The 25661-nt window shown below is 34.7% G+C and carries 26 protein-coding genes; 24 read left to right on the plus strand and 2 right to left on the minus strand.

Annotated elements, in window-relative coordinates; genetic code table 11:
• The first annotated feature begins 591 nt into the window (after positions 1 to 591).
• Genes ACYVHJ_RS11215 through ACYVHJ_RS11230 form a run of 4 tightly spaced genes read left to right on the plus strand, consistent with a single transcriptional unit; the run spans position 592 to position 3813 of the window.
• Entirely contained in the window at positions 592 to 1317 is a 726-nt protein-coding gene (locus ACYVHJ_RS11215) for a peptidase associated/transthyretin-like domain-containing protein (RefSeq protein ID WP_460514795.1), read from the plus strand.
• Complete coding sequence (locus tag ACYVHJ_RS11220; RefSeq protein ID WP_460514797.1) at positions 1314 to 1991, plus strand: hypothetical protein; 678 nt, start codon at positions 1314 to 1316, stop codon at positions 1989 to 1991. The genes ACYVHJ_RS11215 and ACYVHJ_RS11220 overlap by 4 nt, the downstream gene beginning before the upstream one ends.
• An 18-nt stretch (positions 1992 to 2009) precedes the next feature.
• Positions 2010 to 3110 (plus strand): sensor histidine kinase, encoded by a 1101-nt coding sequence (locus ACYVHJ_RS11225; protein WP_460514799.1) that lies wholly within the window; start codon positions 2010 to 2012, stop codon positions 3108 to 3110.
• A complete protein-coding gene (locus ACYVHJ_RS11230) occupies positions 3103 to 3813 on the plus strand; it encodes a LytR/AlgR family response regulator transcription factor (RefSeq protein ID WP_460514801.1) in 711 nt (236 codons plus the stop codon). Before ACYVHJ_RS11225 ends, ACYVHJ_RS11230 begins: the two co-directional genes overlap by 8 nt.
• A 129-nt stretch (positions 3814 to 3942) precedes the next feature.
• On the opposite strand, the gene ACYVHJ_RS11235 is transcribed toward ACYVHJ_RS11230, so the two are convergent.
• Complete coding sequence (locus tag ACYVHJ_RS11235; protein WP_460514803.1) at positions 3943 to 4302, minus strand: winged helix-turn-helix transcriptional regulator; 360 nt, start codon at positions 4300 to 4302, stop codon at positions 3943 to 3945.
• Between the two features lie 118 nt (positions 4303 to 4420).
• Between ACYVHJ_RS11235 and ACYVHJ_RS11240 the strand changes: the two genes are divergently transcribed.
• From ACYVHJ_RS11240 to ACYVHJ_RS11290, 11 genes are all read left to right on the plus strand, one after another.
• Positions 4421 to 5293, plus strand: coding sequence for an SDR family oxidoreductase (locus tag ACYVHJ_RS11240; RefSeq protein ID WP_460514805.1), 873 nt, complete (start codon positions 4421 to 4423; stop codon positions 5291 to 5293).
• Between the two features lie 10 nt (positions 5294 to 5303).
• On the plus strand, positions 5304 to 5693 hold the full coding sequence (locus ACYVHJ_RS11245; protein WP_460514807.1) for a DoxX family protein: 390 nt from the start codon (positions 5304 to 5306) through the stop codon (positions 5691 to 5693).
• Positions 5694 to 5785: 92 nt separating this feature from the next.
• Complete coding sequence (locus ACYVHJ_RS11250; RefSeq protein ID WP_460514931.1) at positions 5786 to 6634, plus strand: dioxygenase family protein; 849 nt, start codon at positions 5786 to 5788, stop codon at positions 6632 to 6634.
• A gap of 382 nt (positions 6635 to 7016) precedes the next feature.
• The gene (locus ACYVHJ_RS11255) at positions 7017 to 8711 is read left to right on the plus strand and encodes an FAD-dependent oxidoreductase (RefSeq protein WP_460514809.1); all 1695 of its coding nucleotides are present in this window, start codon (positions 7017 to 7019) and stop codon (positions 8709 to 8711) included.
• 853 nt (positions 8712 to 9564) lie between these two features.
• Positions 9565 to 10170: a dioxygenase family protein gene (locus ACYVHJ_RS11260; protein WP_339905547.1), complete on the plus strand. Its 606-nt coding sequence runs from the start codon at positions 9565 to 9567 to the stop codon at positions 10168 to 10170.
• A 175-nt stretch (positions 10171 to 10345) separates the two neighbouring features.
• Positions 10346 to 11299 carry a calcium/sodium antiporter gene (locus ACYVHJ_RS11265; RefSeq protein WP_460514811.1) on the plus strand — a complete coding sequence of 318 codons (954 nt, stop codon included), beginning with the start codon at positions 10346 to 10348 and terminating at the stop codon, positions 11297 to 11299.
• Between the two features lie 477 nt (positions 11300 to 11776).
• A complete protein-coding gene (locus ACYVHJ_RS11270) occupies positions 11777 to 12208 on the plus strand; it encodes a hypothetical protein (protein WP_460514814.1) in 432 nt (143 codons plus the stop codon).
• Positions 12209 to 12346: 138 nt separating this feature from the next.
• Positions 12347 to 12892, plus strand: a complete 546-nt coding sequence (locus ACYVHJ_RS11275; RefSeq protein ID WP_339903201.1) for a dihydrofolate reductase family protein — start codon at positions 12347 to 12349, stop codon at positions 12890 to 12892.
• A gap of 409 nt (positions 12893 to 13301) precedes the next feature.
• Positions 13302 to 14807 (plus strand): serine hydrolase domain-containing protein, encoded by a 1506-nt coding sequence (locus tag ACYVHJ_RS11280; RefSeq protein ID WP_460514816.1) that lies wholly within the window; start codon positions 13302 to 13304, stop codon positions 14805 to 14807.
• Positions 14808 to 14873: 66 nt separating this feature from the next.
• Entirely contained in the window at positions 14874 to 15146 is a 273-nt protein-coding gene (locus ACYVHJ_RS11285) for a ubiquitin carboxyl-terminal hydrolase family protein (protein WP_460514818.1), read from the plus strand.
• 12 nt (positions 15147 to 15158) lie between these two features.
• The gene (locus ACYVHJ_RS11290; protein ID WP_460514820.1) at positions 15159 to 16805 is read left to right on the plus strand and encodes an FAD-dependent oxidoreductase; all 1647 of its coding nucleotides are present in this window, start codon (positions 15159 to 15161) and stop codon (positions 16803 to 16805) included.
• Between the two features lie 165 nt (positions 16806 to 16970).
• On the opposite strand, the gene ACYVHJ_RS11295 is transcribed toward ACYVHJ_RS11290, so the two are convergent.
• Positions 16971 to 18131: a hypothetical protein gene (locus tag ACYVHJ_RS11295; protein ID WP_460514822.1), complete on the minus strand. Its 1161-nt coding sequence runs from the start codon at positions 18129 to 18131 to the stop codon at positions 16971 to 16973.
• A 247-nt stretch (positions 18132 to 18378) separates the two neighbouring features.
• Here ACYVHJ_RS11295 and ACYVHJ_RS11300 point away from each other — a divergent pair, with 247 nt between their 5' ends.
• From ACYVHJ_RS11300 to ACYVHJ_RS11340, 9 genes are all read left to right on the plus strand, one after another.
• Positions 18379 to 18558: a hypothetical protein gene (locus tag ACYVHJ_RS11300; RefSeq protein WP_460514824.1), complete on the plus strand. Its 180-nt coding sequence runs from the start codon at positions 18379 to 18381 to the stop codon at positions 18556 to 18558.
• A gap of 256 nt (positions 18559 to 18814) precedes the next feature.
• Positions 18815 to 19159: a hypothetical protein gene (locus tag ACYVHJ_RS11305; protein ID WP_460514826.1), complete on the plus strand. Its 345-nt coding sequence runs from the start codon at positions 18815 to 18817 to the stop codon at positions 19157 to 19159.
• A 557-nt stretch (positions 19160 to 19716) separates the two neighbouring features.
• On the plus strand, positions 19717 to 19932 hold the full coding sequence (locus ACYVHJ_RS11310) for a hypothetical protein (protein ID WP_460514828.1): 216 nt from the start codon (positions 19717 to 19719) through the stop codon (positions 19930 to 19932).
• Complete coding sequence (locus tag ACYVHJ_RS11315) at positions 19929 to 20225, plus strand: type II toxin-antitoxin system RelE/ParE family toxin (RefSeq protein WP_303611193.1); 297 nt, start codon at positions 19929 to 19931, stop codon at positions 20223 to 20225. The genes ACYVHJ_RS11310 and ACYVHJ_RS11315 overlap by 4 nt, the downstream gene beginning before the upstream one ends.
• Positions 20226 to 20690: 465 nt before the next feature.
• On the plus strand, positions 20691 to 21131 hold the full coding sequence (locus tag ACYVHJ_RS11320; protein WP_460514830.1) for a hypothetical protein: 441 nt from the start codon (positions 20691 to 20693) through the stop codon (positions 21129 to 21131).
• Between the two features lie 275 nt (positions 21132 to 21406).
• Positions 21407 to 22258, plus strand: a complete 852-nt coding sequence (locus ACYVHJ_RS11325; RefSeq protein WP_460514832.1) for an AbiJ-NTD4 domain-containing protein — start codon at positions 21407 to 21409, stop codon at positions 22256 to 22258.
• A gap of 430 nt (positions 22259 to 22688) precedes the next feature.
• Positions 22689 to 23165, plus strand: coding sequence for a hypothetical protein (locus tag ACYVHJ_RS11330; RefSeq protein ID WP_460514834.1), 477 nt, complete (start codon positions 22689 to 22691; stop codon positions 23163 to 23165).
• A 117-nt stretch (positions 23166 to 23282) separates the two neighbouring features.
• The gene (locus ACYVHJ_RS11335) at positions 23283 to 23624 is read left to right on the plus strand and encodes a hypothetical protein (RefSeq protein WP_460514836.1); all 342 of its coding nucleotides are present in this window, start codon (positions 23283 to 23285) and stop codon (positions 23622 to 23624) included.
• Between the two features lie 68 nt (positions 23625 to 23692).
• Positions 23693 to 24982: a toxin-antitoxin system YwqK family antitoxin gene (locus tag ACYVHJ_RS11340; RefSeq protein WP_460514838.1), complete on the plus strand. Its 1290-nt coding sequence runs from the start codon at positions 23693 to 23695 to the stop codon at positions 24980 to 24982.
• Positions 24983 to 25661 lie beyond the last annotated feature (679 nt).

Genomic DNA, 25661 nt, shown 5'->3' on the forward strand with positions numbered 1-25661 from the left:
GCGGTAATTATGCGGATCATTGTCAATGAATTTATTTAAAAAATCCTAACTCGAATGGTTTCTTTGTCCGAAATCCTTATTGTAACAGAAAGAAAGGGTTAAGTGAGTGAAGTTATAGTCCATACACAACTCCTTAATTAAAAAGGTTTAAATAATTGGGGTAGAGGATTAGAATAACCCTTATTTATTAAATGAAAACGGTTTTGGTTGAATTTTTTATCCCGGTACCATCCTTTGTCGGAAAAGGATATAAAGGTTATTGAGGAAAATGACATTATTCGTAAATTTTGTTGAGTGAAGTTGTATATGCCAAAGAAAGCTATCTCGTTCTAAAATTGGATTAGCCTGCACAAGCACTAGCCAAAATAGGAGCAGTCCCTATATTTGGTTGGTCGAATTACTCAAAAAAGTCTTACAAGAAATTAAATCTGAGATGTGGAATCAAAATAGTTATGGTTCATTAACCACCACGTTTAACCCCTTTTTTCTTCAAATTCGACGTTCGCATCAAATTCCTCACCACCCATCTCTTTTTTTCTAAAGGCTTCACCAAATTCATTTTATTTGAAGTTCAAACATAAAATAACTAAAATGAAAAGAAAAGAATTTATCAGAAAACTAGGGGTTGGAGTTACGGCCTTTCCTTTGTTTACAGCTTGTTCTAGTGATGATGACCTTATGCCGATTGATGAATTGGTTAATGAGGGAGGAACCAATGCCGATTGCTTAACGACTGCTTCTGAAACAGCTGGCCCATTTCCTATCAAAGACCCCGCCTCACTTGAGCGAATGAATATTATCGGTGACAGGACTGGTGTTGATTTGGATATTGAAATCGCTATTCTCAATGGGAATGAAAGTTGTACGCCTCTTGTAGGAGCCATTGTAGATATTTGGCACTGTGATAAAGACGGATATTATTCGGAATATGGGGGAACTCAAATGCAGCAAGTCGATTACTCCAACAAACATTTCCTAAGAGGCAGACAAGTTGCTGATGCCAATGGTAAAGTTGCTTTCACCTCAATTTTCCCTGGCTGGTATCAAAGTCGAGCCACTCATATTCATGTACATGTTTTTGATGACAATGGCAATTCTCTTCTTGTAACACAAATTGCCTTTCCGGAAGGGGCTAGTAGTGCGGTAGTACAGGTAAATGCCGCCAGTGAGTATGGATATAGTAAAGGTATGAATGGCTATACTTACAATGCCAAGGACAATGTATTTAGCGACGGGGTCATTACCGAAATGTGCAGCATTTCAGGCAGTATCTCAGCTGGGTTTTCATTAACGCACAATATCGTAGTACCGGCATGATGGTAAAAAAAAGTAGAAGAATTATATTGGCTGAAAAGCGTAAGGAAGAGCATCTGGAAGGTGAATACCTTTCTAGATACTCTATTAATTATAAGGAGAAAGATAATCATTCTATCATGCCAGTTAGTTCTCTATATTTGTTCCAAGAAACTACACTGGGAGCCGGTAAAATGGAGCAATTGATGTTTGATGAAAACATACTGCTTTTGATCTTACCTGTAATAGGGAGAGTACAAGTTCAAAACAGAGAAAAACAATATGAAGTAGACATTGGTGGGGCCCTATTATTACCAAATTTATCGAGAAAAAGCTGCACCATATCCAATGAATTTGAAAATTCAGATGTCCACTATCTTATAGCAGGTTTTGCATGTAATGAACCAACTGAAGGGCTTGTTCAGTTTTTATTTTGTACAGACAAACTGGAAATTTTGTTCGAAGGGGCTTCTCAATGTGGGTTGATTAAAGCAGTGGTAGGTCAATGGAAAGGAAGAGCTAAAGGTGAATATGTTTCCACTACGCCCAACATCTTTGCTTGGGTTATTCAGGGTGCTTTTGAAATTGAGAACTGTCTACTGCAAAAATCAGATGGCCTTGCAGTTTTCCAGTCAGAAAAAATTGAATTTGAAGCACTTTCAAACAATGCAATAATTATCTTTCTAGAAATGGCCTAAAAAAAACGTTATAATCATATGGTGATTTTTAAAAAGTCTTTTCTTCTACATTTAATTGGAGTAATCATTTTTTTATTACTCTCACTTATTCTATCTCCAAGACCTGATGGTGTATCTCTGGTCAATCATACATTACCAGCATTTAGGGATTTGCTAGCAAGTATTCTTATGATTGGATTTTTTTATCTCAATTACTACTTTCTGGTTACCAGATTATTCTTGAGAAAAAAATATGTGATCTATATCATTCTTACTTTCATTTCATTTGTGGTAATTATTCTCGCTCCTTCAATTCTTACAGGATACTCACCTCTGACAGAATTTGTATCAATTGATGCTGAAATGGTTGCAACCCCCGAGCCTTCTGATCTCTCCGGTATTAGTGGCATGAATAGGGATGAGCAATTGCGTCCTCCTAATAAAAATAGTTTTCTTATTTCCATTAGTCATAACATTCTGTTGTTTTTATCAGTAGTGATATTTTCCATTTTTTTGAGAATTCAGGAACGGTTGTTCAAAGTAGAGAAGGCCAAAAATGAAATGGAAATTTTATCCCTTAAAGAACAAATCAACCCGCATTTTCTATTCAATACCCTCAACAATATTTACGGGCAGGCCATTGAAGATAATTCTCTTCAAACAGCAACCAGTATTTTAAAGCTTTCCGAAATGCTTAGGTATGTGGTCCATGATGCTCAATTCCCTTGGGTACCAATACAGAAGGAAATGGCATATATGGAAAATTATATAGAATTGCAGCGCCAAAGACTTGGAGACAGTGTAAAGCTTTTGTACGATTTAAAAGGGTCCTATTCTGAATCATTGAAAATTGCTCCGCTCATTTTAATTCCTTTTATTGAAAATGCTTTCAAGCATGGAATTAATCCAGACAAAAAATCTCTAATAAAAATAGTGATCTCTATGGATAGAAAAACGCTCAACCTCCTGGTAGAAAATAGGAAGACTAATGTTAACATCCCGAATCATGAGAAGAGCGGTGCTGGTTTGAAAATCACCTTAGAAAGACTAAGTATGCTTTACCAGAATAAACATACCTTGCAGGTTGATAATTTTTCTGATCAGTACAAAGTAAATTTAAAATTGGAATTACATGATTAAAGCCATAGCTATTGACGATGAGCCAATGCCATTGAATATACTGTCCAGATATTCACAAGAAACTGACAAAGTCGAGCTAATCAAAACATTTACTAGTACCCAAGCTGCCAAAAATTGGTTATCCGAAAACCATGTAGATCTTTTATTCCTAGATATTAATATGCCTGCACAATCAGGACTTGACTTTTTTAAATCTCTGAAAAATAGGTGTATGGTCATTTTTACAACTGCACATTCCGAATTTGCCATTGATGGTTTCAATCTTAAGGCGGTAGACTATTTACTTAAACCCTATAGTTTAGACCGTTTCATGCAAGGGGTGGATAAAGCTTTAGAATTTCATCAATATCAAATAGGGAATATTAAAAAGGAAATTTTTATAAAGGCGGATTACAGCCTTGTGAAAATTTCTACTGAAGACATCCTATTTATTGAAGCTTATACAGACTATCTCAAAATACATCGTATAAGTGACAAGGTAGTAGTGACACGCATGACCATGAATCATATATTGGAATTATTGCCCAAAGGTTTTATGAGGATACATCGTTCATACATTGTTCCATTTAACAAAGTTCGACAATGGGCTAACCGTGAAGTTATAATTGGGAATATTGAAATCCCAATTGGAAAAACTTATTATAAGAAGGTAAAGGAAATATTAAAATCAAACAGCCATAGGACAAAAAATAATTATCGCTAAACGATAAAACATGAGGGCCACATCTAATTAGTCAAGCTTAATAAGGATATTTTGGTTTAAATTGAATATTTCCGCCTTTTTCGAAGCATTGGTAATCCCTGATAATTATTTTCTTTTCCTATAAATTGTTTATGCTTGTAAAGTAACCGCTCTATGTTCTAAACCCCAAATTACCATAGGATCTATCACATTGGTAAGACGATGACCAGATTCTGTTAATTCATACTCAATTAAAACCGGAGTTGAATCATAAACAATCCGATTCACAATACCATTTAGCTCAAGCTCTTTTAGTTCTTTTGAAAGCATGCGGGGAGTAATTTTATCTATAGAATCTTGCAAGCCTTTAAACCGTTTTTTTCCGTGAATAAGGGCTGCAATAATTGGTAATTTCCACTTTCCACTAATTACATTCAATACATCATTAATGGCCAATACATATTGTACTGGACATTTTTTTACGTCTTCAAAATCATCTATTAAACTCATTATCAATTGTTTTAAGACCTGGTATACAAAAGTATAGTGGTATTTATTAGCTATTTACTATACTTTGTATATCAAAGGTAGTAATTTTGTGATATTAATAACAAAAAAATATAAATAAATGATCTTAATAACAGGAGCAACAGGAAGCTATGGTGGCGCCACCATAAATTATTTAATTAAGAAAGGTGTAAATGCAAATAATATTTCGGCATTGGTTAGAGATGAAGGTAAAGCTAGTGAATTAAAAGATAAAGGGGTGCAGCTAAAAAAAGGAGACTACGATAATTATGAATCTTTGGTAAGTGCATTTAAAGGGGCAAGTAAGTTGTTACTCGTATCAGGTTCAGACATTGCCAATAGAAGTAAGCAACATGAAAATGCAATTAAGGCAGCCAAGGAAGCAGGAGTGAAGCATATTGTATACACCAGCTTTGAACGGAAAAATGAAACGGAAACTTCTCCCATTGCCTTTCTTGCGAAGTCGCATATTGATACCGAAAAATGGATAGAGGAGAGTGACTTGGATTATACCATTCTTAAAAACAATCTGTATATGGATTTTTTGCCAATGTTTTTTGGCGAAAAAGTATTAGAAACAGGAATCTTTTTACCTGCAGGAAAAGGAAAGGCCGCATTTACCCTAAGAAATGAAATGGCTGAAGCAACTGCCAATATTTTAATAGAAGATGGGCATATCAATAAGTCTTATAATTTTTCAAATTCTGAAAATCCAAGCATTCAAGAGCTAGCTGATATACTAGGAAGCATTACAGGGAAAAGCATTAAATATGTTAGTCCTGATCAAGAAACCTATAAAAAAGTGTTGACTGAGGCAGGAGTACCTGCTGATTATATTGGTGTTTTTGCAGGTTTCGCCGAAGCTATCAATCAAGGTGAATTAGAAAACCATGCCGGAGATTTGGAAAAAGTTTTAAGGAGAAAACCTACTTCAGCTAGTGAATTTTTAAATAAAGTATATAACAAAAGTTAATTCAGAAAACATGAATACAAAAACATTGAACATTTTACTTTGGGTAGCTCAAGTAATTTTGGCAATTATGTTTATAATGGCTGGTGGGATGAAAACTTTTCAGCCTATCAAAGAAATAGCAAATTCTATCCCTTGGGTGACCGAAGCACCGGTCCTATTAATAAGGTTTATTGGACTTTCTGAATTATTAGGTGGCCTGGGATTATTGCTTCCTTCCTTGTTAAAAATTAAACCCACACTTAGTGTATTAGCTGCTTATGGTTTGGTAATAGTCATGATTTTGGCTACTATTTTCCATGTGTTTAGGGGTGAGTTTCAAGCGATAGGGATGTGTATATTTCTGGGTTTAGCAGCCTACTTTATTGCTTGGGGAAGAAGTAAAAAAGTGAAAATTGCATAGTATTATATCAAGTAAGGAGATCGTTTAATTGACGAGCTCCTTACTTCATCATGTGTAAACTGAAAAGAAAATCAGCAATATCAATTGTAGCTATGAATGACTTACATCAATTAAAAGCATTTACAGATGCCTTACCTAAACAAAGCAAGCGAATGCCTGTCTTATTTACCTCTCATGGTAATCCTATGGATATTCCTATGAAGAAAGAAGAACGTCCATTCTGGAACACTTTATTTGAATTAGGTAAAACCTTACAAAAAGACTATGAGGTTAAAGCTGCTTTGATAATTTCAGCCCATTGGTGTACCAATGGAACATTTGTTAATATTTCTCGAAAACAAGAGCAAATCTTCGATTATTATGGTTTTCCAAAACACTTTTATGATCCAAGGTACCATGCCGAGGGAGCACCAGAAATAGCTCAAGAGGTTACTAGAATTGTACCTTCAGTAGGGCAAACTGAAGATTGGGGCCTGGATCATGGCGCTTGGCCTATGCTTATGCACTTATTTCCAAATGCCGATGTTCCTGTATTTCAAATGAGTATTGATTATCATGCAAATCCAAATTATCATTATCACTTAGGAAATCAATTAAAACCCTTAAGGGAAAAAGGCGTCCTGATAATAGGAAGTGGCTCCTTAATTCATAACTTACAAATGGCTGGACAAAAAATGAGAAGTGGCGATATGACTCCATATGGTTGGGAAGCAGAATATGATTTTTGGTTAAAAAAACAGATTGATGAACGTAACTTTGATAATCTAATTAAATATGAAACAAGCCACAAACTGGGGAAAATAGCTTCTCCCACTCCTGACCATTATGTGCCCGTTTTGTACAGTTTAGGTATATCAGATAAGAAGGATAATATCAAATATTTTTATGATAGAGGACCCAACTTGCCTGCTTTTAGTGAACGTAGTTTTATAATTTTATAATTAAAATCAAACAGGTAACAGTTACGTATCCGGAATTATTCAATCTATAAACATATTAATTATAACTTTTCGTCTTTCAATGAATTCTGCCTATAATTGGTTTTTGTTATTCACATTAATAATGGGCAGGATCCACTTTAGAGATTATCAAGGATCAATATTTTATTTCATCGCTTATAGTAATAAATAACTATATTCGTTTGGTGTTGTTAAAATGACGAGGTTTTTTAGCCTATTCACCCTACCAATAATCTATTAATACGGTACTCTATAATGTGGTAGTGGGCCTAATTGTGAAAATATAAATAGCCTGCACCATAACAATTTTAACAGCCAAACCCTGAATTAGTGGATGCATTCAAACAAATGAATAGAAATAAAAATGGTGAAGAGCTCAATTACCTTATTAACGATTATTTTAATTTTAACTGTTTCATGCCAAAATAAAAAACCTGATCCGAATATTAACTCCAACCGGATCATTGAAGCTGATGTTTGTATTTACGGGGCCACAGCTTCGGGAATATTGGCTGCCTTAGCGGTAAAAAGAGAAGGTAAATCTGTAGTTATTATAGAACCAAGTCGGTGGGTTGGAGGTATTCTTGGTGCAGGTATAAAACCGGAACAAGATTGCCCGAATATAAATGCTGTGGGAGGGATGAGCAGAGGATTGGTCGACACTTTAGGGTTTAGGAAAGGAGTATCAAATAGAACCGAAATAAGTCCTAAAGACATCCGAGAAGACTTTCTTTCTTTACTCAAAAAATACGAGGTTAACGTGATTTATGATCATCGTGTCAATTTATGCCTGTTGAATAATGGTATCATTGAAAAGGCCCTATTTGATTTTGCTCCTTTTACTAGTGAAGGATTACCTATTGAAAAAGCAGAAGAAAGTAACAATCTGGTGGTAAAGTCCAAAATGTATATTGATGCCAGCTATGAAGGAGATTTGTTATTTAAAGCTGGTGTCTCTTTCAGAATTGGTAGAGAATCCACTCTTGATCATGGAGAAACTTTGGCAGGAGTTCGTCCTTTGGATCATTTCACACCGATTGATCCTTATGTAATACCCGGAGACCCAAGTAGTGGGCTCTTAAAGTGGGTGGAAACCGATCATGGGAAACCCTTGGGGAGTGGTGACCATTATACTCAAGCTTACAATTTTAGGTTTTACCTTACTTCTGATACTACTAATCAGACCTTGATTACCCCACCTGAAGATTATAAATCCGAAGATTATGAACTCATAGGACGTTATATTGAATATCTGAAGAAAACAATACCATCTTCCAATGAATTGATTTTGAAGTTGAAACAGATTTTTCCTGGTTGGAAAAATGATGGGGAATATAACTATCAGCGAAAATCTCTGATCACTATGGCTCCGGTGGGGATAAGTCATCGTTATGCCAATGGAGATTATGCAACAAAATCCCGGATATGGAAAATGCACAAGGACTACTTAAAAGGGCTTTATCATTTTATGTCCACTGATTCTAGAATCCCACAAGATTACAAAAACTATGTGAAAGGCTTAGGGTTGGATATCAATCATCACCCGGAGACTAATGGTTGGCCCCACCAACTATATATCAGGGTATCACGGAGACTGCTTGGAAGCTATACCATCACAGAACATGATGTGTATAACAAGATGGAAGTTGAAGACCCTATTGGGTTGGCTCAATATGGGATTGATACCTATCCTTCTCGCCGTATTGTAGCAGAACGCAATGATTCTGTTTTTGTGGCCCTTGGGGGAAAAATGTTCATAGGCGGCGCACAAGGCCCAACCAATATTCCTTATCCAATATCTTACCGTGCCATTACCCCACTGTCCCATGAGTGTACTAATTTATTGGTTCCAGTTTGCTTTTCGGCAACACATTTAGGTTATGCTTCCGCACGAATGGAACCTGTTTTTATGATAAATGGTGAATCTGCAGGGATAGCAGCCGCCCAGGCAATAGATGAAAAAGTTTCTGTTCAAAATATTGATCAGTCCAAGTACCAGAAAAGATTGATTAGTGCAGGACAAATTTTAGCATATGATTCCATAGAAGTTGCAAACTAATGGGGTCTGCCTAGAAATTTAAATTTAGTATGCCTAAGATAAAATTGAATACAGCATAGGTTGATTTAAATTAAGCATTCAAAACATAAACTATTTACTAGGTCTCGGACCAATCAACTAAGGTAACCATCCAGCGCAGTATTAACTTTCCTGAAAAATTTCTAGCTTATAATTATCCAAACAAGTTCAAAATTTCCGCACCGGGTTTTTGAAAATTGAAATGCCAGCAGAGACTGTAGTAGCAAATTCTAAAGTAGCCCTAATCAAGCTGATTTATGCCCATAGGAAATGCGGGATTGTAAGAGAAAGAAGGATTTTAATAAATAAGTAGGCGACCGGGCCCACTAAGTCTCAATTCAATGCCAAACGAATAGGTGTAGGAAACTAGTGATACTAAGTTCTGAAAGCCGAGAGATTCACGACATAAAGGTGCAAGCACAACTATCACTTTATTATCATTATTAAGTTACGCTGCTACCGAACATTTAGAAATGAACCTGGACAACCAAGATATTAAGCTATGGACCAGGATCTGCATAGAAAATCTATTCAACATTTTTAACCTTAAAGCGCCAGGAGTTTGAAAAATAACTGCATTTAAGCCTAAGTCCAATTGAATCTAAAAATCAGGTCCTTTCTTAAAATCATCTAATTGTTTACGGACCAACTAGCTCCACTTTAATAGATTTTTTCTGTTCAATTTTAAAAAGTTCTTATTAATATTTTACCCTACCTGGTGAGTTCCTTGTTTAAAATCCTTAATTTAATATGAAATAAGCTGAAGGAGTGAGGTGCATGGCTTGTTTATAAACTACTCCTAAGCTTGACACAGGTATATTCAACCAACATCATCATGGACCGAAAAAAATTTATTATCAGGTCAACATTAACAGCTTTCTCCCTGACCACATTTGGCTTTATAACCAAAGGAGCCAATGGAGAATATAAAGGTGACTGTGACACCACCAATGACATTTTAGGCCCATTCTATCGTCCGGATGCACCAATTCGTTCAGATTTGACCTACGAAGGTTTGAAAGGGACACGTCTGGAATTAAAAGGAAAAGTATTTAAGTCAGATTGTGCAACTGTGCTTCAAGATGCATTGGTAGAAATATGGCATTGCGATACTGAAGGCAAATATGATAATGATACCAAAGCATTTAGGCTACGAGCTGGTTTAAACACAAACATTAAGGGAGAGTATGCTTTTACAACCATTTTACCAGGCAAGTATTTGAATGGAGCACTGTATAGACCGGCTCATATTCATGTCCGGGTAACTGAAAAAAACAGCAAAGAATTAATCTCCCAAATTTATTTCAAAGGTGACCCACATATCGTGAAAGATCCTTGGGCTTCAAAAGACAAAGCAAAGCATAGAATTTTGGAAATAGCACCGGTGGACATAAACGGCAATCTGGCCATAAATTTCGACATTTACTTAAAAGCCAAATAAATCATCTGCTATCATCTTAAAAAAAAATTAAGCGTATCTTCCACATTCCTTGTCTGAAAAGTATAATTTAACATAAGAAATACGTAAAAGGAGAGGGGAGGAATTTCATCTCTACCTTCATAGTTATTTAGGGGGCTAAGTAATAATTGTGGTGCATGAATAATAGCGAGAAAATATGACAATAGCTTCTTTACTGATTGTTTTAGGGTTTATAAGCCTAATTTTTGGAGCGAATTGGCTTGTATCCGGAGCTTCTTCATTAGCGAAAAAAAATAATATTTCCGATTTAGTAATTGGATTGACAATTGTAGCTTTTGGTACATCGGCACCAGAATTAATCGTTAATTTTTTAGCTTCCTTAAACGGGTTTTCTGACATCGTTTTTGGAAATATTATCGGTAGTAATAATTTCAATTTGTTCATTATCCTTGGTATTGCAGGTCTCATTTATCCAATTACCGTTCAATCTTCCACAGCATGGAAAGAAATTCCTATTTCCCTGATTGTCGCCTTATTATTGTTGGTCCTTGCCAACGATTTTTTTATAAATCAAAACCCTGAAATTTCAAACATTGATGGCCTGATTTTATTGACCGGATTTGTTTGTTTTATTTATTATGTTTTTGCTCAATTGAAACAAGAGAAACCTGAAGAAATTGCCTTTGAAGAAAAGTCCAATTTTAAAATTTGGGCCTTGATAATATTTGGCATGGCAGGGCTTATCATTGGCGGGAAATTAGTTGTTGACAATAGTATAAATATGGCGACTGAATTAGGTGTTAGTCAAAAAATAATAGGTTTAACCATAGTTGCTGCCGGAACCTCACTTCCGGAATTGGTTACATCAATGGTTGCAGCCATTAGAAAGAATAGCGATATCGCCATTGGAAACGTAATTGGTTCCAATATTTTTAACGTTCTGTTGATACTTTCCATCAGTTCGTTTGTAAATCCAATTGAATACAACCCGAATTTTAATAAGGATTTATTTATATTAATTGGGGGTACTGTTTTTCTACTTTTGGCAATGTTTACCGGAAAAAGAAAAAAACTAGATCGGTGGGAGGCTTTAATCTTATTAATTTTCTATTTGATTTACACCATTAATTTGGTATCGAAAAAAATATAAAAATTACCATAAACCAAAAATTCTATGACCGGATATTGGTCGTTGAGCTGGTCGAAGGGTACTTTTTATAATGAATAACGGATGGATTGAAAAATCTTGCGTCCTAAAGCCGGAATTCCTTGTTTAAGGAGAGGTATTGGCTTAATATAATGAAATAATTTTATCCCTTTTTCCGAAAAGTATTCAAATCCAACGTATTAAAGGCGTTTTTAGCTCATTTTATAAGGGTTTTTAAAATTTTTTTAGGTTTAATGTTTTCGCAATTCCTAATTTAAAAAGTAAGTTAAGAAGGATGAATGTGTATAATAAAAAGCTATTACTCCTCTGGAAAGGCATTGCTAATTTCCGGTATCATCTCCGGTGTTTTAGTTTAACAATTCAATATGTAGTTCCAAAATTGGTTTATATAAAACTAAATATTATTTTACATTTTAAGACGATTCAATACCTTAATCTCATAAAACAAAAAGATCTGCTATGAAATATTTATTTACTATGAGTTTAACATTTTTTTCATTATGCGCATTTGCACAGGATTCAAAGACTTCATTGATGAAGATTGTTTTGGCTGATTCAGTAATTAATAAATATATGGCTGGTATTGGGAAAGAAGATATTAATGAATATAAATTATTTCATGGATCCGGGTATTATATCTTTAATGATGGAAATGTTGAATTTCAAGAACATAATGGTAACAATAGTAATGCTATACAAAAAGGAATTATCAAAAAGATAAAAATTAATAAGAATAAGGCTATAGTGAAATTTTATACAGCTTCATGTAACAATACACGCGTCAGCTTGAAGAAAGAAGCAAAAAATTGGGAAATTAAATCGAGGCTGATTTACAGAAGCTGGAAGCATCCAAAAAAACAACCTAAACTTGTATACTATAGTTTGAATTAAAATTTAGGATCGTCGCTGAATTTCCGGTTTGAAATGTTTATTTTAATAAATACATTAAGGAAAAGTAGAAGGGATATAATATTTATAAGCAAAACTTCTATGCCAATTATGTATATACATATGTTTTAACAATTAAAAATGAGAAAATTAAAACTTCAAATTCAACTTTCCATTGATGGATTCATTGCTGGTCCTAATGGAGAAATGGACTGGATGATTTGGAATTGGGATGATAAGCTAAAGGATTTCGTAACCCAAATTACGGAATCAACTGATACTATAGTTTTGGGTCGCAAACTGGCAGAAGGATTTATTCCATACTGGAGATCAAATAAGGAGTTGGAAGGTGCTGATAAAATTAATAATTCTAAGAAAATAGTTTTTACAAAAACACTTGAAAGCTCGAACTGGGAAAATACCATTTTAGAAAAGGGAGATTTGACAGATAAGATACAAGAATTAAAATCTTTAAAAGGGAATGACATGATAGCCTATGGTGGGGGAGCATTTGTTTCATCACTAATCAAAGAAAATTTGATTGATGAATATTACTTTTTTATTAACCCTTCTATTTTAGGTGATGGAATGCCAATATTTGAGAAAACTGACTATAAAAAGGAGTTGAAGTTGGAAGAAGCAAAAGCTTATGAGTGTGGAATAACCGTATTAAAGTATAGGAATTGAACACAGCATTAATTTACACTCCCAGTTAAACCGCTATGATGCAATTAAGGTTTCAATTCTGTGTAGCCCTGATCGACCAGGATCGGATTCAGCTGTAAATAGCTTTCTGCGTTGGGGATTGGGTAGGATTTTTTTAGGGAATTATTTAGCAGTTGAATAATTAAATTGATCCTGTGATGATGGCATAATATAGCTTTCTTTTCCTTTAACCATTTTTCAACAGTTTCCATTAAATTTTTAGTCTATTAACTGGATACTTTGTCTGGAATGCTTAATTTGGCAGGCAATCAATTTAAAGGGTTGGTGCATGGTTGATGTATGCCTAACTCCTAAGATAAACAAGTATTTATACGAATATTACCTTTCATTATGTAGTTCCAAATACAATTGGTATTTTAAAGAGGAAGGAATGAAACCTAAAAATCCAAAGCCACTAAAAATTATCATAATCTGTCCATACTTGATAAGTTTGGTTTTGCTGCTTTTACTGATTTCTTGTTCAGGAGAGAGAAACAATTGGGAAGGAATATGGCAGGCTAAAATAGAATATATTCCTGAGCTCTATTCAAATTTTGACTTAGAATTAAATAGGGGATTCTTAGATGGGGAATGGAGTGGTCGCTATGAAGTAGTAGCGTTACTTGACGCCGGTAAAATTCCAAATGTAAAAGTGGCCAAACTTAATATTGAGATGGATTTTGGCCATGGGCAGATATTTAAAGGGAAATTATCAAAGGATAAACGTTCTCTGGAAGGAATTTTTTACGATTCCCTTAGAAAAAATGATACTTTAAAATTTGTTAAGGTCAGTGAATGGACTTCCGAAATGCCTGCAAGAATTGATAAAAATGGAGAGGCATTAGATCATTGGAATTACAGCATTCCTGAACCATTGGATGATGATTGGAATATAGCTAGCTTGGAAAGCTCAATAATTTCACAAAAACCACTACATAAATTGTTTCAGAAGGTGATTGATGGAAAATACCAAGGATTAGATGCGGTGCTAATAACCCATAATGGTAAACTGGTACTAGAGGAGTATTTTCATTTAGGATCTAAAAATAGGTTGCATACCATACAATCTTGTACAAAAAGTGTGACTTCACTATTGATGGGGATTGCACATGACAATGGTTTAATAGGTGACTTGGACCAACCTATTCAATATTTTTTCCCCAAATACATCGATACCCTGCACACCGCTACCTGGCCGGTAAGCCTGAAAGATGCACTTACAATGTCTGCAGGCTTGGACTGGAATGAATGGGAGCTTCCTATATCAGACCCGGAAAATGATGTAATAAAAATGCTTTTGAGTCAAGACATGTATGATTTTGTATTGAATCGGAATATTACCACCGGAGCACAACCGGGAGATAAGTTCGAGTACAACAGTGGCCTCTCGGTACTGCTTGGTGGTGTTATACTCGATGTTACCGGAATGCCAGCTGATACATATGCCGAAAAAACATTGTTCAATCAATTGGGAATCCAACATTACCATTGGTTTTCCCTTACTGATGAAGTTCATACAGGTGGTGGACTCTGGTTACGGCCCAGAGATTTTCTGAAAATGGGCCAATTGGTACTTGGTAGGGGAAAATGGAATAAACAACAGATAATTTCTGAATCTTGGATAGAAGAATCTACTGCCTTTCATCTACCACACCTGGAAAACAGTGGTTACGGTTATCACTGGTGGCGAGGTGAATTGAATGTGGATGAAATGAAATTCCCTATAATTTATGCAGCCGGCTACGGTGGGCAATTTTTATTTATAGTTCCTGATTTGGAACTTGTAACTTTGTTCTTGCATCATAATCCAAAAGATTTGGAGTTAAGCCATACCATGGCATGGAAAGAAATGGAGAAATTTATTGTTCCTTCTTTTATAAGAAGATTAAACCATTAACCTTATAATGCCAAGTGGCTAGTATCAATTTCTTTCGTTAAATTTATAAAATACCAAAAAAGGGTTATGATGTCTCAAACTTCTTGCAAGCATATCACTGCTATCTCAGAAATTAAAACAGCCAATGAACATGTTTGCGAAGAATGTGTAAAATTGGGTGATGGTTGGGTACATTTGCGCACATGTCAGGAATGTGGTGTTACGCTTTGTTGTGACAATTTTAAAAACAAGCATGCAACAGCTCATTATCGTTCCACCAACCACCCGGTTATTAGTTCAGCAGAACTTAATGAAAGGTGGCTTTGGTGTTATGCCGATAAAGCTTTTGTAACCTATTAAACCTAACCATTTATGATAGATTCTATATATCCGGAGTTAACCGAAATACAAGTTGAAAAACTTAAAACCTATGGTGAGGTTGAATTTTACAAAGAGCCTACGGTGGTGTTGGATTTTGGTGATCAGCATTACGATTTTTTTGTAGTACTCACCGGTGGAATAAGAATTATAGATCCTGATAAAAGAGAGGATAGCATTGCCATCCACAGAAGACATCAGTTTTCTGGGTCTAGTAGTATTTTGTCTCATAGAACGGTTGGTGTTTGTGGCGAAACATTAGAAAACACACAGCTTATAAGAATAAGTCCAGAAAAATTAAAAAGTGCCATTGCTAAATTCAGTGATATTAGCGATGTGCTTCTAAACGCTTTTTTACAACGTGAAGATGCACTGAAGAATAACGTACAAGGCATAAAACTTATTGGTTCTGAACACTCTAATGAAACTTACGCCATTCGTGATTTCATGGATAAAAATGATATCTGGTACAATTTTATAGATTCTGATAAGGAAGAAGGATTGGTACAGATGTTAGCAACTTTCAATCTAAAGGAAACTGATTTACCTGTTTTAATCAATAGTCAGAATGATATTTCTATTCGTCCGTCTATAGATGAAATTGGAGAATGTACAGGTGTTCGTTTACAGCTAGATGATGAAGTTTACGATGTACTGGTAGTAGGTGCGGGCCCGGCAGGATTGGCAGCTAGTGTGTATGCAGCTTCAGAAGGACTTAAAGTGTTGACTATAGATAGCAACTCCCCGGGTGGACAAGCCGGAAAGAGCTCTAAAATTGAAAATTACCTGGGCTTTCCTACAGGAATTTCCGGTAGGGAATTAGCGAATAACGGCTATATACAAGCACAAAAGTTTGGCTGTACCATTTCTGTACCGCATAGGGTAGAAGGCATAGAGCGAAAAGACAATTATTATCAAATCAGTTCTAGCAACACTTCTATTTTAAAAGCTAAAACAGTAATTGCGGCTACGGGTGCAGCCTATAGAAGGTTACCGCTAGAAGGTATTCAAAAATTTGAAGGTTCCGGTATATACTACAGCGCAACTTCTATGCATGCAAATATGTGCAGAAATAGTGAAATTGGTATTGTGGGCGGTGGTAACTCAGCAGGTCAAGCAGCATTATTCTTGGCAAATTATGCGCATAAAGTTTATGTGATTATTAGAAATGAGGACATAGGTGCCAAAATGAGCGATTATCTGGTACAGCGTATTATCGCTTGTGAAAATATTGAAGTATTGACCGGTAGTAACGTGATAACAGTTGAGGGAAGCACCTATTTAGAAAAGGTTGAAATCAAGAAAAATGAGACCTTAGTTGAAAATGATATTGGTTATCTTTTCACATTTGTAGGAGCAAAGCCTTGCACAGAATGGTTAGATACTATTATTGATACAGATGCCAAAGGTTTTGTACATACGGGACTTGCCATTTGTGACAATGCTTTAAATAGCGAACCTGAGTTTAGTCAGAGAAAACCGTATACTTTTGAAACTAGTTTACCGGGATTATTTGCAGTTGGCGATGTACGCTCAGGTTCTGTAAAACGTGTAGCTTCTGCCGTAGGTGAAGGCTCTATTGTTGTAAGTGATATTCATAAATTTCTTGCCCAAGACAAATTTGCTACTTCCGCAAATTAAACCATCTATGGAGTATAGTAGGGACTATCATTAAAAACATTGTTATGGCGCTATAAAAAGACCAAACCTTTTTTGAGTTTTGTCAGTATACTACCATTCGCTTTTTTGAAATTGTATATTTTGAAAGGGCACCGGTACCATAAAAATATATGGCAAGACTGTAAACTATTGTACTTTAACTTCGAAAATGGAGTAGCTTGAAAACTCAGGTTCTACATCCCCATTGTAAATATCGCGCATCAAGATTCTATTACCTGGTAATTGCACAATTTCTGAATTTGGTTCACAATCTGGAAAAGGAAATGGAACTTCAACTTCTACCGATTTGTCATCATTAATCAAAATAAATCCATACAACTTTGGGTCAAAAAATGGAACGTAGTTGGGATCTACACTTTTTCTAGCGACTTCAGTGGATTCCTTTAACCCTTTAAAATATAGAATCCCAGTAAAACCTTGATCAAACCGAAAAAGGCCAACATTTTTGGAATTATTAGATTGGTTAAAATCCTCATGATTATAATTTACTTTATATTTCAATTCAAAATTTTCACCTAAATCATAAACACTAATTTCTTTAGAATTCTGAAAAGTTAAATACATCAATTTTTTTTCTTTATCTAAGTGATAAACCTGAACAGGCATGCTTGAATTTCCTTTAGGCAATTTAGTTTTGGGAATAACGTCACTTTTAAACAATAGAACTTTTTCCAATTGATCTGCCACAGGATTAAATTGCTCAACAAGAAAGTCAATATTAGTATCCTTAATACCTGCATTTGAATTAAAACCAGAAAAAAAGTTCGTAAAGACAAAAATATCAGAACCGTTCTTCTGAAAATAATACGGAACAGCATATCTAGGACCAGTGTAAAAAACTGCATACCATTCGGAAACGAATCTAAATCTGTCATTCACTTCCCAAACATCACTATACCATATCAATTCCCGTGAACTAAGTAATAGATAGCCCCCCTTTTCTTCAAAAAAAGATGCAGCAATCAAACTAGAATTATACTCATTAGGCCCATCCCCAAATCTTTGTATTGACTCCAACACCTTACCTTTGCTATCTATAATCAAAAATTCTTTTGTCACTTGATCAACAGCCAGAAATCTTCTTTTATTTTGATCAAAATCAAGGATTGCAAACTTAGTTCCCCAATCTACTCTAATTGAATCAACTTTTTCAATAGTAACAAGATTACTTTCTTCTTCATTGGATCTTATATCGCAGGAAGGACATAGAAATAGAAGAAAAGAAATAATAAAAAAATTAAATATTACTTTACATCCTTTTAATAAATCACAAAAAAACATCTCCATCAAACTCAATATAAATTTCAAATTATTTAATAAACACTATTTTAATTTATGGATCTATTTGACAATTATTATGACAATACAAATCATATACGCTCTTAAATCATCAATAGTTCGAGATACTTTACTTCATTTTTTGGAAATAAAATCCTTAGCTCCATTATTGACACAAATTTTGTTATGAACCACGAGCTTTTGTTTTACCATAACGACCGCAGAGTAGCCAGCCATCGCCGAAGTTATCAGAAGCATGAGGGGATCATTAAAAATAGACCACTATCTGGAAACATTCAAACGTAAACTCGGCGCTTTGGCAGAGAGTGTGGCTCTGGCATGCTCCGGGTATTTAAAAGAGTTTTATGAGCTCATTTTGTTAGGAAACCCCGCAACTTTATTGATCTTCTGGATTATTGCAGCCGACAAGACATAACGAATGAAAAGTTAAAACAGGTGGTAACACAGCTTTCAAGGAACCAAGTAAAAATCCTTTCAACAGTAAGGGTAAAAGCACCAAAGTGAAAATTGTCATAGATACTTACTTTTTGTTTTATACTTTATTTAGTAAATTGAATACCCTACATTTCTTAGCTTGACGATTGTAGTCAGGCCTGAATGAAGAACACGCAAACGGTCCGACGCCAATCTGATATAACGTTGGCGTACATTTAAATACAAACTAAAGGAATATGCTCTATTTTTCTCCCAAACTAAAGCAAGTTTTTTCTTGGGTAGCAGCTATTGTTATCCTGGTTGTACATACTTATTTGGCTTTTAAGATTTTAAATGTATTTACTAACGATACGAATTGGATAGAAATCGCAAAAGAACACACCGTAGCTACATTAGGCATTCCTCTTGCTGGGACAGCCTCCTTGTTTTTAGTGCTTGTTCTCCGAATAGTTTCAGACCAAGTAGCATTTAAAATATTTAATATTGAGTTTAAGGGTGCTGCAAGTCAAGCAATTATCTGGGTATTTACTTATTTGGTAGTAATTTTTTCAATATATCTATTGTGGCCCTTAGCTAATTAAAAAATAAAAAACGCGTTACAACAATTAAGCTACAATGATGCGATTAAGGCTTCGGTTTATTGAGGTTCTAATTGGTCAGGATTAGGACTTAATCCTCAGGTGGCTTTCTGCGATGAGGATTGGATGGGTTTTGTTGTCGACTTTTAGGAAGAAGTAAAATTATTAAAAAGTTCCTGTGTTGATGGTCTAATAGAGCTTTACGCTTCTTTAGCCATTTCCAGTCCATTTTTAACAGTTTCCATTAAAACATTAGGATATCCAATGGATTCCTTGTCTGAAATCCTTAATTTACTAGAATAAAAAACCGAAATAGCGGTAAGGTTGTTCGGTTTCGGTTTTTAATTAAATTTACAGGTGGGAGCTGGAAGAGAAAGTCGTGCTATTACATGGCAAAAAAAGGCATAATTCCCACATTAGGCATTTAGTAATTTGTACAAGCTTTAGTAGTTCTTATATTGTATTCTTCAAACAGAAGATATCTCAGTTTCACTTCTCATAAGCTAAAAAATTAAAAAGTACACTATTATTAATAATTTGGAAACATAAAATACAATCTTATGTCAAAGGTAAAAGACAAACTTATAGATCAAATTACATCCTTAAACGATGAGGAGCTATTGGAATCAATATCAAATATGGTGAGTCAATTAAGTGCTGATGGGACGATCGAATTGTCGGAAGAAGTGCAGCAGGAGCTAGAAAAAAGAAGCACAGAAATTAAAAAAGGAAAATTTATGACAAACGAAGATTTTGTAAAGAGATTTAACAAATGAAATTGAAAACAATTTGGTCATTAGAAGCAATTTATGAATTTGAAGCTATTTGTGAATACTGGGACAAAAGAAACAATTCAAATTTATATAGCCGTAAATTGTTCAAATTAACTCAAGAAGTTATTAAAATAATAGAGAAACACCCCAAATTGGGAGTAAATTCAAATTCAGCAAATATAAAAATGAGACTTGTTGAAAATAATTACTATTTAATTTACAAAATTTGCGATGAACACATTGAAATTTTAAAATTTTGGGACACTAGGCAAAATCCGAAAAAGAGAAAATTTTAAAAAAACGAGAGGTAATTGAGTGATTGGCTACTAACTAAAAGCCTACAGAGTTTCCCTTACGATTTATCCTGAATATAGGGGACAAGGTACCCTTAAAAAAATTAGCCTAAGCAGAACATTTTCCGTGTCTGCCCTTTATTTAGAAGTCTTTTTCTTTCAAGCATGTGTTAGTCTCAAACTGATCAGTTTTTGCTTTATGGGCAATTAAAGGTACAATTTGACACTGTGTAAATCTCGCATTAATTGTCTACCCACTGCAGCAAATCCTTTAACCATTTCAAGACCATTTTTCAACAGTTTCCATTAAATTCTTAGTCTAATTACTGGATACTTTGTTTAGAATGCTTAATTTAACAGGAAAAACAATCGAAAAGGGTGGGTGCATAATTGATGTATACGCAATTCCTTGGATAAACATGTGTATATTCGGTAATTATAGCTTATTTAGAAAATTATATAAATATTATGATAATCAAAAGACTTGTTGTTACTATAATAATTAGTACTTTATTTACATCTATTTCGTTTGCCCAAAAAAAATTTTTAAAAAACTCTGAAAACATCACAGAACAAGCTGAGAATGTAATGTCAGCGTTGGATAAACTAGATTTTGAGGTTGCTTTTTCTGAATTGAAAAAGAACTGGCATTTGCCTGAAAATGAGTTAGATCAATTAGAATCTTTAACAATAAAGCAATTCAATTCTGTGTCTGATAGATTTGGAAAAACAAAAGGGTACGAATTTATAACGGATTTAAAAATAAATGATTTTCTACTTAGAAAAGTTTACATCTTAAAATTTGAAAAGCATATGATTAGAGTTTTATTTACTTATTATAATAGTGGAGAAGGCTGGATAATAAATAGCTTTAAATGGGATGATACAATTGATACATTGCTTAAATAACTAACCCTAACAATTAAACCACAATGATGCGATGAAGGTTTCGGTTTATTGCAGTCTTAATCGATCGGCATTGGACTCAGCCATAAGTAGCTTAGCCATTTTTAGACCATAATCAATAATTTCCATTAAATTCTTAGCCTATTTACTGGATACTTTGTTTGGGATGCTTAATTTGGTAGCTATAAATAGTAAAAGGGGTTGGGGCTATAGTTGATATATACTCGACGACCAAGCTAAATGCGTTTATATGCAGTTGTTGGCACCAATTAAACAAAATGAGATTTTCACAGAAAATAGGAAAAACTTCAGTCAGAGAAAGCATTCAGATTGAGTCGATTGACACTCGTCTTGAGAATAGACTGTGGAATATAATACTTAATGACTTCTTTGATAAAATAAGTAATGTCTCATCTTATGAAAAAGAGTCAGACCGAGCTCAAATTTGTTTGATTATTTGGAAAGAATTTTACGGAGAGAGAGCTGATGAATTACCTAAAAATGCACGTGGCGGCATTTATGTACCTGACGTTATTGACTTCATTAAGAAATGGTTCTTCAAGCAGGCTGCATGGTATGAAAAGTATGATCTAATTGAGTTTTTAGCAAAAATTGATGCAAGAGCATTACGTGTTGGGTTTATAGAAGACTGTAATAGTGGCTTGAAAAGAGAAATGGCAGGTTATAGAATTGTCGATCAATGTATAGCTCAAATTACCTCAGAAGAAGAGATTGTAGAAATTGAGCAAGCATTAGATAATAGTTCAAAATGGACGCCAGTAAACACACACCTTAAAACTGCTTTAGAGTACTTCTCTAACCGAGAAAACCCTGCCTATAGAAATTCTATAAAAGAAGCTATTTCAGCAGTTGAATCACTGTGTATAATAATTACAGGAGAAAAGAAAGCATCCTTAGGGCAAGCATTGATTGTGATTGAAAAAAAATTCCAAAAACACGGTGCATTAAAAAGTGCTTTTTCAGCTCTATACGGATATACAAGTGACTCAGGTGGAATACGCCACTCACTTTTGGAAGATGATATTACAGTGTCTTTTGAAGATGCGAAATTCATGTTAGTTTCTTGCTCTGCCTTTATAAATTACTTGAAAGTGAAAAATAAAAAATAACTGGTGCCAACAATTAAACCACAAGGATCCGATTAATGCTTCTGTTTATTGTAGGCCCAACCGATAGAGATAGGACTCAAGCCTCCCGTAGCTTTTTGCTATGGGGATAGGATAGAATTTATTGAGGGCTTTAGGTAGTAGAAAATTTTTTTGAATTGTGCCTCTAATGATAGCCTGATAATCTTTTCGTCTCTTCAGCATTTTCACGTCCATTTTCAGCAGTTTCCATTAAATTCTTAGTCTATTAACTGGATACTTTGTTTGGAATGCTTAATTTGACAGGAAAAATAAGTAGAAGGGGTCGGGTGCATACTTGATATTTATGTAACTCCCAGCTAAAGCATAGCTTTATACAATTGGTAGCGGTTATGCTGAAGAAATCAATTGAGAATAAAAGGCATCTTAGAAATAAATCTTAAAATTTCAGAAAATGATAACCTTTAGATTTACACTTATTCTTTCCATTTTATTAAGTGGATTAAATTCTTGCGAAAAAGACACTATTGAACCTCATACAACCCTTCAAAATCTGGAAACGGAAAAATATTTTGACTCTGAAATATTTACTGAATCAGATTTGAAAATTTATGGTACATGGGAATTATATGCTGTTTCTGGAGGATTATCAGGAAGTGGACATGACTTGAATTTTGAGTATTTGGTGATAAAAGAATATGGAATTTATGGTTTTGTTAAAAATAAGAGCCTTCTCGAATATGGCAAAATTTCTCCAGCACTACAGACAGCTAATGACCTAAGATTAAAAGTTGATTTTGAAAATGATGAAAAATCAAATTCATTTTTTATAGACACAGAAAAATATGTAGAATTTATAGGAAATGATACTTTAAAATTATATTCTCCTTGTTGTGACAGGTACAACTATCAATTTAAAAGAGTGGAGTGAAAATAAAAAAGCACAAATAACTAACAAAATGTTAATGTTATTTTCTTTCTAATATATGGCCCACAGCTAAGTGTTAGTAAGGTAAAAATAGGCTCTTTCTTTAAAAATAGTGATGAAATGGAAACCAGTAAAGTATATCTCTGTAGAGTGGAAAGGTCGAAAATAAACGGTAATTATACCGTTTGGTTACCGGAACAACCTGACGATGATTTTGTCGATCTGTTAGTGGATAAAAATGATTTATTACAAGGGGAACTGTGGGAAATCCTTTTAAAAATCGGTGCCAAGGATAGCAAATTGGATGTTTCAAAGGTCTATTTTGCCCCTGAAGGAGATGTGTTTGTCTCCTATACCAGCGATTATGAATTGAGTAAAAATATGGAGAAAATCCTAAATGAACTGATTTCAAATCAGGAGTACTTCACTAAGTTGGTCCACCTAAGCGGATTTAAATTGTAGTTGGCAATAGTGAAGGTTGTTTTTATTGATATTTTTATATCTTTATCAGCTCTAATAGCTATATAATCATGGTTTTACGTGCGCTTATCCTTCTTGTTTTCTCCTTTTCCATAATCAATTTTGCCCGGGCGCAAGTAAAATACAATAGGGTGGTGTTTAAACCCAGCCCTTATGTAGAATACCATGCCAATGGCAATGTTTACAAAAAAGGTTTTGTGAATGCCGACAAGCAATTCGTTGATACGCTAGCCATTTTCTTTCCCTCTGAAAAATTATCGATGACTGCCGTTTACGACAATGGTGTGCTGAATGGCCAATGCATTCAATACAATGAGGATGGCTCAATTTATAGGGAAGGACTATATGTGAAAGGCAAAAAAGATGGCTTATGGGTCTATAATAACTTTGCTGAATCAAAAGATGGTCTTCCTTATCGCTTCACTGTGAATTATAAAAACGGTCAACTTCATGGAGAGACAATCCTTTATGAAGGAACACATAAAATCCGTACCATACATGCTTTTTTAGGTAAACCCGCACCGAATACAATATGGGAAATGTATTACGATAATAGCGATAATTTATGGGCTGTTGGCTTCATTTCCGATGACAATCAATTTACCTTGAGGGGCCTATATACGGAGGATGGGCAATTTGTAGACAAGGTTGGGGTCAGTAAAGAAAAAACCGAAACTTTTCTAGAAGCCATGAGAACGTTTTATAAGTCCATCCCTAAACAAGAAATAAAGTCGACGACCAAGGTCACCTATGAGACAAAGACAGTTACACATAAATCCGTCCCATTCAGCACGCATCATGCCAATGGGAAAATTCATGAGAAAGGCTATCGCAATGCCAAAGAGCAGCTTGTTGGAAAGTTACAAACCTATTATACTTCCGGCACTTTAAAATCCGAAATGTACTATTTCAATGGAGCACTTCAAGGTGACTGTACGCATTATAATGAGGAGGGTACCATTAAAATGAAAGGCAAATATGCCAAAGGTAAAAAAGAGGGCTTATGGATTTATCCTGATTATATCAAGAATAATGAAGATAGATTTAGCTATGAGGTGCATTACAAGAACGGCCTGCTCCATGGTGAAATCTTATTCATTAGAGGAGAGGAAAAATTGATATTGATAACAGCTTCCGAGGGAGTATTGCTAGGGAAATGGGAAACCTATTACCCAAATGGCATCCCATCAAGCTCTGGTTTGGTGAGTGCTGCCGGGGATGTTCTCACCCATAAAGTATTTGACAAAGCGGGTAAAAGACTGGTTACGATGTTCTCTCCGCCTACTCCTGAAAACTTAAGTAAGTCTATCAAGGATGTTTTTGCCACCATTCCTAAATAGTAAAACACATAAAAGGTAAGCATTAGTCTGCGGAAGGAAGGTAAAAATACCCGAAGGGACAGGAAAGTACAGTAAAGGAATAGGAAAGAAACCTGCGGGAATCTAAAAGTAACACGAAGGAATTCAAAAGTGTCGCGAATTAATGAAATATCCTTACGAAGAAATACAAAGGAATTGGAGAAAACAGAAAAGAGTAGGGAGAGTAAGCATAAGTAACACGAATTAATACAATAGTAGCTCGAATTAATGCAAAAGAATTGATAGGAAACGTATAAGGAAGAGGTAGGCAGGCAAAAGTAATGGGAAGAAAGGCAAGAAATGCGGTAGGTAAGCGCCCAGTAAGCCGCAGAAATAGAAAAGTATCGTTCAGAAACTGATAAGTTAATAGAAGTATTACAGGAGTAATCGGTTGGAATATAAGGGAAGCTTTCTTTTCTTGCTGAGTGGTTGGATTTATTTTTCCCGAAAAGGATCAAATGTTTAGTCAATGCTTTCAGGTTTGGAATACGAGCCCTACAGGGTCGAATACCAGAGAAACCCATTTTATTCCTATAAATCTATAATCCCTTCAGGATCAAAATGTCGTTTTAATATTTTTTCATATAAGTACGTGATAGATAGGGGGATAATAAAATATAATGGTTATTTTAGATCAACCAATGCCTGAAATTGCCCTTTA

The organism is Cyclobacterium sediminis (assembly GCF_054781075.1).

Coding starts and splice junctions, on each gene's coding strand:
- ACYVHJ_RS11215 (WP_460514795.1), top strand. CDS start 592: ATGAAAAGAAAAGAATTTATCAGAAAACTAGGGGTTGGAGTTACGGCC.
- ACYVHJ_RS11295 (WP_460514822.1), bottom strand. CDS start 18,131: ATGGAGATGTTTTTTTGTGATTTATTAAAAGGATGTAAAGTAATATTT.
- ACYVHJ_RS11325 (WP_460514832.1), top strand. CDS start 21,407: ATGAGATTTTCACAGAAAATAGGAAAAACTTCAGTCAGAGAAAGCATT.
- ACYVHJ_RS11285 (WP_460514818.1), top strand. CDS start 14,874: ATGATGTCTCAAACTTCTTGCAAGCATATCACTGCTATCTCAGAAATT.
- ACYVHJ_RS11290 (WP_460514820.1), top strand. CDS start 15,159: ATGATAGATTCTATATATCCGGAGTTAACCGAAATACAAGTTGAAAAA.
- ACYVHJ_RS11260 (WP_339905547.1), top strand. CDS start 9,565: ATGGACCGAAAAAAATTTATTATCAGGTCAACATTAACAGCTTTCTCC.
- ACYVHJ_RS11225 (WP_460514799.1), top strand. CDS start 2,010: ATGGTGATTTTTAAAAAGTCTTTTCTTCTACATTTAATTGGAGTAATC.
- ACYVHJ_RS11320 (WP_460514830.1), top strand. CDS start 20,691: ATGATAATCAAAAGACTTGTTGTTACTATAATAATTAGTACTTTATTT.
- ACYVHJ_RS11300 (WP_460514824.1), top strand. CDS start 18,379: ATGAGGGGATCATTAAAAATAGACCACTATCTGGAAACATTCAAACGT.
- ACYVHJ_RS11240 (WP_460514805.1), top strand. CDS start 4,421: ATGATCTTAATAACAGGAGCAACAGGAAGCTATGGTGGCGCCACCATA.
- ACYVHJ_RS11305 (WP_460514826.1), top strand. CDS start 18,815: ATGCTCTATTTTTCTCCCAAACTAAAGCAAGTTTTTTCTTGGGTAGCA.
- ACYVHJ_RS11235 (WP_460514803.1), bottom strand. CDS start 4,302: ATGAGTTTAATAGATGATTTTGAAGACGTAAAAAAATGTCCAGTACAA.
- ACYVHJ_RS11335 (WP_460514836.1), top strand. CDS start 23,283: ATGGAAACCAGTAAAGTATATCTCTGTAGAGTGGAAAGGTCGAAAATA.
- ACYVHJ_RS11255 (WP_460514809.1), top strand. CDS start 7,017: ATGGTGAAGAGCTCAATTACCTTATTAACGATTATTTTAATTTTAACT.
- ACYVHJ_RS11270 (WP_460514814.1), top strand. CDS start 11,777: ATGAAATATTTATTTACTATGAGTTTAACATTTTTTTCATTATGCGCA.
- ACYVHJ_RS11330 (WP_460514834.1), top strand. CDS start 22,689: ATGATAACCTTTAGATTTACACTTATTCTTTCCATTTTATTAAGTGGA.
- ACYVHJ_RS11245 (WP_460514807.1), top strand. CDS start 5,304: ATGAATACAAAAACATTGAACATTTTACTTTGGGTAGCTCAAGTAATT.
- ACYVHJ_RS11310 (WP_460514828.1), top strand. CDS start 19,717: ATGTCAAAGGTAAAAGACAAACTTATAGATCAAATTACATCCTTAAAC.
- ACYVHJ_RS11230 (WP_460514801.1), top strand. CDS start 3,103: ATGATTAAAGCCATAGCTATTGACGATGAGCCAATGCCATTGAATATA.
- ACYVHJ_RS11340 (WP_460514838.1), top strand. CDS start 23,693: ATGGTTTTACGTGCGCTTATCCTTCTTGTTTTCTCCTTTTCCATAATC.
- ACYVHJ_RS11265 (WP_460514811.1), top strand. CDS start 10,346: ATGACAATAGCTTCTTTACTGATTGTTTTAGGGTTTATAAGCCTAATT.
- ACYVHJ_RS11315 (WP_303611193.1), top strand. CDS start 19,929: ATGAAATTGAAAACAATTTGGTCATTAGAAGCAATTTATGAATTTGAA.
- ACYVHJ_RS11280 (WP_460514816.1), top strand. CDS start 13,302: ATGAAACCTAAAAATCCAAAGCCACTAAAAATTATCATAATCTGTCCA.
- ACYVHJ_RS11275 (WP_339903201.1), top strand. CDS start 12,347: ATGAGAAAATTAAAACTTCAAATTCAACTTTCCATTGATGGATTCATT.
- ACYVHJ_RS11250 (WP_460514931.1), top strand. CDS start 5,786: ATGAATGACTTACATCAATTAAAAGCATTTACAGATGCCTTACCTAAA.
- ACYVHJ_RS11220 (WP_460514797.1), top strand. CDS start 1,314: ATGATGGTAAAAAAAAGTAGAAGAATTATATTGGCTGAAAAGCGTAAG.